The organism is Nocardia carnea (assembly GCF_029868325.1).
Classification (GTDB): domain Bacteria; phylum Actinomycetota; class Actinomycetes; order Mycobacteriales; family Mycobacteriaceae; genus Nocardia; species Nocardia carnea_C.
Genome location: NZ_JARWNW010000083.1, coordinates 1 through 8,032, shown reverse-complemented (window position 1 = coordinate 8,032; position 8,032 = coordinate 1). Strand labels below are relative to the sequence as shown.

Here is an 8,032-nt window from a genome sequence, read left to right as displayed (position 1 = left end):
GTCGCCGGTCGCGGTGGAGGGTATCGACGCACGTCTGGTCGATATGGTGCGTGCCCACGGCAGGCGGGTACCGGATCTCCCGCGCGGCCAGGGCTGGTTGTTCGTCGAATTGGCCGGCGAGAGCCGGGCCGCCGCCCGGGCCCCCGCCGACCGCCAGGGCCCGCCCGCCGGTGCGCACGACACCCCGGGCAACGACGACACCCCCCCCGCCCCCGGCCCCCCCCACCCCCCCGCGGCGATCTCGGCGCCCGCGGTCGCCAGATCCTCGTAACCGAGCACCACGAGCAGGGTCGCGGCGGGTATCGGCACCAGGTCCACTTCGGCTTCCAGCAGCACACCGCAGGTGCCCTCGGTGCCGGCGAAGGCACCGGCGACCGAACTCCCCCGCTCCGGAAGCAGGTACTCCAGACCGTAACCGGAGGCCTGGCGGTCGAACCGGCCGAGATCGGTACGCAGAACCGCGAGCGCGGCGCCGGTGAACTCCGGTAATCCGGGGACCGCGGCCATATCGCCGGCAAGCCGGCGCTCGGTGCCGGTCCCGTCGAGAATCCGCAGTTCACGAACCTGATCAGAGGTGCGGCCCCAGGCGATGGCATGCGGTCCGCAGGCGTTGTTGCCGATCATCCCGCCGAGAGTGCAGCGGTCCTGTGTGGACGGGTCCGGACCGAACCGCAACCCGTGCGCCCGGGCCCGGCGCTGCAGCTCGGCCAGCACCACGCCGGGCTGCACCCGCGCGGTGCGGCGCTGCGGGTCGATACCGGCGATACCGTTCAGGTACCTGCTGAAATCGCAGACGATACCGGGTCCTACAGCATTACCGGCCACGGAAGTGCCGCCGCCGCGCGCGGTGAAGGGCACGCCTTCGGAACGGGCGAGCTCCAGCGCCGCCGCCACATCGGCGTCCCCGCGCGGGAACACGACGACCTCCGGCAGCACCCGGTAGTTCGATGCATCGGAGGAGTACTCCACCCTGCGGCGATGGGAGATATCCACCACCTCCGCGCCGATCCGGGCACGCAGCTCCCGCGCGAGCGCATCCCGCCGCCTGTCGTGGTCGGTCACGACGACCAGCCTAGGCGCACCTCCGGTTCCACTCCGGTCTCGCGCGTCGGTATACCGGCACCGAATTCGCCGGCGCCTCGCTCGAGGCCGCGTGTACCGATCGCAAGTTCACCGGCGAAGCTCCGCGCCTCGCGGCACCACTATCGGCGAGCCTGTTCGATCGCGGCCCCGCGTGCAGCCCGGTGTACCTGCCCCGGAGCGGGACCGGCCGGCGAGCGCGCGGCCTGTCCCGGTACAGACACGGGGCGGATCAGGAGTCGCCGAGGTCGCGTTCGACCGAACGTACGGTGCCCTGGGCGAGTGCGCACTGCACGGGGTCGGAACCATCCGATTCGGCGGTGATCACGCAGTTCACCACGGCTTGGCGGCGGGTGGACCCGGTGACCGTGGCGACGGCGCGCAGGCGGTCACCACGGGCGGGACGCAGGTAGGTGACGGAGAAGCCGCCGGTGAGCACATTCGCCCCGAGGACGGTTCCGGCGGCGAAGGTGATCGCGTTATCGGCCAGGTAGGACAGCACCCCACCGTGGACATAGCCGAACTGCTGGGCGAGTTCCGGGCGGATCGGCACGCTCAGGGTCGCGGAACCGGTTTCGAAGGCGGCGAGCTCGGTGCCGACGAGGTTCGCGAACGGCTGGGCGGCCAGCACTTTCGCGGCCAGGTCGAAATCGAGCGGGGCTGGATCGGACATCTTCGCCTTTCGGTCGGTGAGCGAGTACGCCGCGGTGGGCCTGCGAACGCGCCACTCGGGTGAAACCGCGTCCACTGCCGAGCGGTGTGACCCCAGTCTGCCGCCCGGCGGACCGGCCCGCGCCCCCGCCGTGCAACTCCCCGCCGGCCCCGGCGAGCCTGCGATGTCCCCGATCGGACGGGGCCGTCCGGCGGAGTCTCGGCCGGTGGCCGGCCTTCAATCCCTCGTCCAGGTCCTGCGAACGGCATGGAGGCCGGGAAGGACACCGTCACCGCACGTCTGCATGAGCAGGACAGCCGGAACACGCGCTATGGACCAGCGAATATGCAGCACGGTCCGGATGATATCCCCCGGTTGTCACCCGGGAGGAGTAAGACTGCATACGTGGCCAGATGGCTGTTGCATGTCGACCTCGACCAATTCCAGGCCGCGGTGGAATTCCGGCGGCATCCCGAATTGCGCGGGCTGCCGGTGATCGTGGGCGGGAACGGGGACCCCGAGGAACCCCGCAAGGTCGTGACCTGCGCGTCGTACCCGGCTCGGGCCTACGGGATCCGGGCCGGGATGCCGCTGCGGACGGCGGCGCGCAAATGTCCCGGCGGTGTTTTCCTGCCCCTGGATCCGCCCAGCTACGACGAGGCTTCCGAGCAGGTCATGGCGCTGCTGCGAACCTTCACCGATCAGGTGGAGGTGTGGGGCTGGGACGAGGCGTTCGTGGCAGCCGAGACCGATGCCCCGGAAAGCCTGGCGGCCGCGATCCGCGCCGGGGTCGCCGAACTCGGCCTGACCTGCGCGGTGGGTATCGGGGACAACAAGCTCACCGCCAAACTGGCCACCGGGTTCGCGAAATCGGTCGGTAAATCCGCCGATACGCCGGCCGAGCAACCGGGCGCCCACACCGGTATGTTCCGGTTGACGGCGACGAACTGGTCGCAGGTGATGGCACATCGGCCGACGAACGCGCTGTGGGGAATCGGTGCCCGGATCGCGGCCCGCCTGGCCGAGTTGGATATCCACACCATCGGCGATCTGATGGCCGCGGACCGGGCCGTGCTGGCGGCCGAGTTCGGGCCCACCAACGGCCCGTATCTGTGGGTCATGGCTCGCGGGGCAGGCGATACCGAGGTGGTGACCAAACCACCCCCGCCGGTGGGGCGCAGCAAATCGGAGACCTTCCCGCGCGACCTCACCGAACGCGACGAGATCCGCGAGCAGGTCGCCCGGCTGGCGGCGGAGGTCACCGCGGAGATCGCCGCGGCGGGCCGGATCGCGGTCCGGGTGGCGGTCACGGTGCGGACCAGCACTTTCTATACGCGCAGTAAACAGTCGAAACTGGCCGAACCCACGACGGATGTTCCCACCATCGTCGATACCGCGCTGCGCATTCTGGACCGGTTTCCGCTGGACCGTCCGATCCGGCTGCTCGGCGTCCGGCTCGAACTGGCGCCCGTCCCGGGCCCGGCGGCTTGACCTAAATGAAGGTTGAGCTTTTAGTGTCGGTGCACTGGAGTTGAATCGGGCTCCGGAGCGGAAGGACATGTCGGATGAGCATGGAATCGGTTGCCTGGGATCAGATGTACCGGCGGATGCACGCCCCCGAGGAACAGCGGGCGTTCAGCCTCGCCACGGCCCGGCGCATCCTGAAGTTCGCGCGGTCGCATCGGCGCCGGATGGGTGCGTTCCTGATGCTCAGCGTGGTAGCGGCGGTACTCGCGGTGGCCACACCGCTGCTGGCGGGCCGGGTGGTCGACGAGATCATCGGCGGCTCCGCCGCCCGGACGGTGATCATGCTGGCCCTGGCCATCGCCGGCCTCGCCGTTCTCGATGCGGGATTGGGGCTGGCGATCCGATGGCTGTCGGCCCGTATCGGGGAGGGCCTGATCCTGGATCTGCGCACCGCCGTGTTCGATCACGTCCAGCGCATGCCGATCGCATTCTTCACCCGGACCCGGACGGGCGCCCTGGTCAGCCGCCTCAACAACGATGTGATCGGGGCCCAGCGCGCGTTCAGCGACACGCTCTCCGGAGTGGTCGCCAATCTCGTCACCGTCATCCTCACGCTGGTGGTGATGCTCCAGCTGTCGTGGCAGATCACGCTGCTCGCCCTGCTGTTGCTACCGGTCTTCGTGATCCCGGCCCGCCGGATGGGTGATCGGCTGGCCGATATCCAGCGCGAGGCCGCCGGACTGAACGCGGCCATGAGCACCCAGATGACAGAACGTTTCTCGGCGCCGGGCGCAACCCTGGTGAAACTGTTCGGCCGGCCGGACCAGGAGTCCGGCGAATTCGCGCTGCGCGCGCGGCGGGTACGCGATATCGGGGTCCGCACCGCCATGCTGCAAACCGTTTTCGTCACGGCATTGACACTGGTCTCTGCCCTCGCGGTGGCGCTCGTCTACGGCCTGGGCGGCTGGTACGCACTGCGCGGGCAGCTCGACGCCGGGGCGGTCGTCGCCCTGTCGCTGCTGCTGACCAGGCTGTACTCGCCGCTCACCGCGCTCGCGAGTGCCCGGATGGAGGTCATGTCGGCGCTGGTCAGTTTCGAGCGCGTCTTCGAGGTTCTCGATCTGAAACCGCTGATCGAGGACGCGCCGGATGCGCGGCCGGTCCCGGCCGGTGGCGTCGCCGTGGAATTCGACGATGTGCGCTTCGGCTACCCCGCGGCAGACAAGGTCTCGCTGGCTTCGCTCGAGGAGGTCGCGACCCTGGACACCCGGGGTGGCGAGGAGGTGCTGCACGGAATCAGCCTCCGCGCCGAACCCGGTGAGCTCATCGCGCTGGTGGGTTCCTCCGGCGCCGGTAAATCGACAGTCGCCCAGCTGGTTTCGCGACTCTATGATGTCGATTCGGGGTCGGTACGGCTGGGCGGCACCGATGTTCGCGAGCTGAGCACCGCCTCGATCCGGGAAACAGTAGGCCTGGTCACCCAGGACGGGCACCTCTTCCACGACACCATCCGGGCCAACCTGCTGCTCGCCGCCCCCGATGCGGACGAGGAGCAGCTGTGGGATGCGCTGAGCCGCGCCCGTTTACGCGATCTGATCGCCTCACTACCCGACGGCCTGGACACCGTGGTCGGCGAACGCGGCTACCGGCTCTCCGGCGGCGAACGCCAGCGTCTCACCATCGCCCGACTGCTGCTCAAACAGCCGCGGGTAGTGATCCTCGACGAAGCCACCGCCTCCTTGGACTCCACATCCGAAGCGGCGGTACAGGCAGCGCTGAACGAGGCATTGCAGGACCGCACCGCACTGGTGATCGCACACCGGCTCTCCACGGTGCGCGCCGCAGACCAGATCCTGGTGGTCGAGGCAGGGCAGATCGTGGAACGCGGAACCCACCCGGAACTGCTAGCGGCGAACGGCCGCTACGCCGAGCTCTACCGCACCCAGTTCGCCGGCGCACCCGAACCGGCCGCAGCCTGAAAACCAACCGGACGCCGCGCACAGTGGTCGCCGAGAGCCGGAACTATCCCGGCCACTCGGCGACCGCGTGCACACGCGATGACCGCCGATCGACTCGCGGACACCTCGGCACACCATCGGCCTCGCCCACGCAACGGCGGTCCCGCCACCTACCGCGCCGCGGCCGCTGACCAGCTGGCCTATCAGCGAGCGCGGCGACCGAAACCAGCCGAGTTCGCAGCCTGCCCCCGGCGGTCGCCTCGTGTTCCACGTCTTCGCCGCGCCGGCCGTATTCATCCACGAGCTGATCGTCGACGGCACCCACGAAGGCCTGGCCGCCGCCCGGGCCCGCGGGCAAGCGCCTCGGCCGGCCGCCGGGGATGTAGATCGTGGCGCACGTGTCGGTGAGTCGGATCGGCTGCGGCACAGCGCTCACTCGACGCGGACGGTCCGGGTATGCCAGCCGGTGGCGCCGTCGGGTACCGGATCGGCCCGCTGTTCGGTCTGCACGCGGCCTTCACCGTCGGTGGCGCGGACTCGGAGGGTGTGGTCGCCGGGTGTCGCGTCCCAGCGCCAGGTCCACTGACGCCAGGTGTCCGAGGAGTATTCCGGCGCGAGTTCGGCGGGCTGCCATGGGCTGTCGTCGACCTGGACTTCTACGGCGGTGATACCGCGGTGCTGGGCCCAGGCCACACCGGCGACGACGGTCGGGCCGGGGGTGATCTCGGCGAACGGGGCGGGTACGTCGATTCGGGAGGCGGTTTTGATCGGGCCGCGCGCCGACCAGCCGCGGCGGGTCCAATACGCCTGGGCCTTGTCGAATCTGGTGACCTCCAGGTCGACCACCCATTTGGTCGCGCTGACGTAGCCGTAGAGTCCGGGGACCACGAGCCGGGCCGGATAACCGTGCTCGACCGGCAGCGGTGCGCCGTTCATCCCGACGGCAAGCAATGCGTCGCGACCGTCGGTGAGAGCCGCGACCGGTGTTCCGGCGGTGAATCCGTCGGCGCTGGTGGACAACACCATATCCGCGTCGGGGCGCACGCCGGCCTCGGTGAGCAGATCCGCCAGCGGGTAGCCGATCCAGCGGGCGTTACCGGCCAGATCGCCGCCTACCTCGTTGGAGACGCAGGTCAGGGTGATCATCTTTTCCACGGCGGGGCGGCGGCGCAGCTCGTCCATGGTCAGTTCGATCTCGCGGTCCACCATGCCGTGGATGCGTAGCCGCCAGTCCTCGCTGGTCACCGCCGGTATTCGCAGCGCGGTGTCGATCCGGTAGAACGTGTCGTTGGGCGTGACGAATTCGGTGAGTCCGCGGACCGGCGGATCGGTACCCGGTGGCGGCGGGGCCGCCGCGGTCACGGGACGCGGCAGCACGAAACGTTCCAGATCGGCGGTTACGGCACGCATTCGTTCTCCGATCCAGCGTCCGGCGGCCGCGCTGCCGGCGGCTACCGCGGCGGCACCTGCCACCAGCACCAGGAACCGGCGCCGGGACGGATCGTCGACCGCCACCTCGTCCACGGGCGTCGGGTTCGGTGCTCGCGCTATCAGAAAGCGCAGCGTGACAACCCCCGCCGCGGTACCGAGCAGGATCGGAATCGCGAACACCGCAGTCGCGTTGGGCCGTCCCAGCACGGCCACGCAGACGACGAGGCCGAAGGCGATGAGCAACGCACTACCGTAAGGCCGCCGCCGTTCCAGCAGACCGACCACGACGGCGAGCACCGCCATCACCACACCCATCGATACGAACAGCACGGCCTTGTCAGCGGTTCCGAACTGTTCGATAGCGAATTCGCGCAACGTTTCCGGCGTGTGGTCGACCACAGTGGCGCCGGTCGCGACGAACGGCGAGGCATCCGGATCGATCAGACCCGCGAACAGTTCCGCGATACCGAGCACCATCCCGGCGGCCACGAGACCGCACAGACCCGCCGCCACAACCCCCGGTGTGCGTTCACTCGCCGGCTCCCGCGATCGTTGCGCGATTCCGGGCGAATCCGGTACATCCTGCATCGGCACCCTCGTTCCGCCATCGGGCCGTGGGCCCGCCTGCCTCGGTGTTCGTCGTACTGCCTAGCTGCGGATGGTGTCATTGTGGGCACGGTTCGGGAAGATGCCCGGGCACAGCGTCACCGAACCGTCAGGAATTCGCGGGCGGCGACGACCCTGCCGTGATCGGGCGGACACCAACAGGCCCGAGCGGCGGCCTGGATTGGCCGTCCGTGATGAACTGCCGGCCACCCTGCCCAGGCTCTGGCCCGAGCCGACCGGGTGGCTCAACCCAGCGTGACCGCCCCGAGCGGTGTGCTGGTCGGCGCCGGCGACCCCCCGTCTGGTTCGATCGTGACCGCAAGCTGTCCGGAACCGCTGAACTCGGTGATATAGGGCGCGTTCGCGGCCGGCAGCTCGGGCAGCACCCCGGCCGGTTGCGGAACACCGGTCGCATCGATCAACCACAGCTGGTAGTCGCTGCCGTCCGGTGGGGCCGGTACGGCATCGAAGGCGACGGTGGCCGCGCCCAGTCCGGCGGAAAAGTGCACCGTGAGGGTCCCGCCGGTACCGATCGGGGTCGAGGACGTGCGGGCGTCGGGCTGCTCGAGTATCTGCTGTGCGGTGACAGCTCCGCCCGGATCGTCACCGGTCTGCCGGCCGAGGACCCCGAAACCGATACCGATAGCAACCACCACCGCGGCCGCGGGCGCCGGGGCCCCCCCCCCCCCCCCCCGGGGGGGCTCCGCCCGGGGGCCCACTGGAGCGGCTTGGGGGGGGCCCCCCGCCCCCCGATCGTGCTTATGGGTTTGTCATCGTGCGAAAGAGTTGCGCAGGTCGGTGACGGTGGCGCGGCGCTCGTAGGCGATCCAGGCGAAGA

6 protein-coding genes are annotated in these 8,032 nt (G+C 69.8%); 2 read left to right on the top strand and 4 right to left on the bottom strand.

Annotated features, from left to right (window positions below; translation table 11 throughout):
- Both QH196_RS04600 and QH196_RS04595 read right to left on the bottom strand, forming a co-directional pair.
- On the bottom strand, positions 1–1,062 hold a 1,062-nt coding region (locus QH196_RS04600; RefSeq protein ID WP_280414485.1), incomplete at its 3' end, for an FAD-binding oxidoreductase.
- Positions 1,063–1,312: 250 nt separating this feature from the next.
- Complete coding sequence (locus QH196_RS04595) at positions 1,313–1,753, bottom strand: PaaI family thioesterase (RefSeq protein WP_280414484.1); 441 nt, start codon at positions 1,751–1,753, stop codon at positions 1,313–1,315.
- 384 nt (positions 1,754–2,137) lie between these two features.
- On the opposite strand from QH196_RS04595, the gene QH196_RS04590 reads away from it, so the two are divergent.
- Both QH196_RS04590 and QH196_RS04585 read left to right on the top strand, forming a co-directional pair.
- On the top strand, positions 2,138–3,223 hold the full coding sequence (locus QH196_RS04590; RefSeq protein WP_280414483.1) for a DNA polymerase IV: 1,086 nt from the start codon (positions 2,138–2,140) through the stop codon (positions 3,221–3,223).
- A 74-nt stretch (positions 3,224–3,297) separates the two neighbouring features.
- Positions 3,298–5,178 (top strand): ABC transporter ATP-binding protein, encoded by a 1,881-nt coding sequence (locus QH196_RS04585; RefSeq protein WP_280414482.1) that lies wholly within the window; start codon positions 3,298–3,300, stop codon positions 5,176–5,178.
- Positions 5,179–5,589: 411 nt separating this feature from the next.
- Here QH196_RS04585 and QH196_RS04580 read toward each other — a convergent pair whose 3' ends face one another.
- Both QH196_RS04580 and QH196_RS04575 read right to left on the bottom strand, forming a co-directional pair.
- The gene (locus QH196_RS04580; protein ID WP_432279436.1) at positions 5,590–7,176 is read right to left on the bottom strand and encodes a molybdopterin-dependent oxidoreductase; all 1,587 of its coding nucleotides are present in this window, start codon (positions 7,174–7,176) and stop codon (positions 5,590–5,592) included.
- 263 nt (positions 7,177–7,439) lie between these two features.
- On the bottom strand, positions 7,440–7,847 hold the full coding sequence (locus QH196_RS04575) for an anti-sigma factor domain-containing protein (RefSeq protein WP_432279435.1): 408 nt from the start codon (positions 7,845–7,847) through the stop codon (positions 7,440–7,442).
- Between the last annotated feature and the right edge of the window lie 185 nt (positions 7,848–8,032).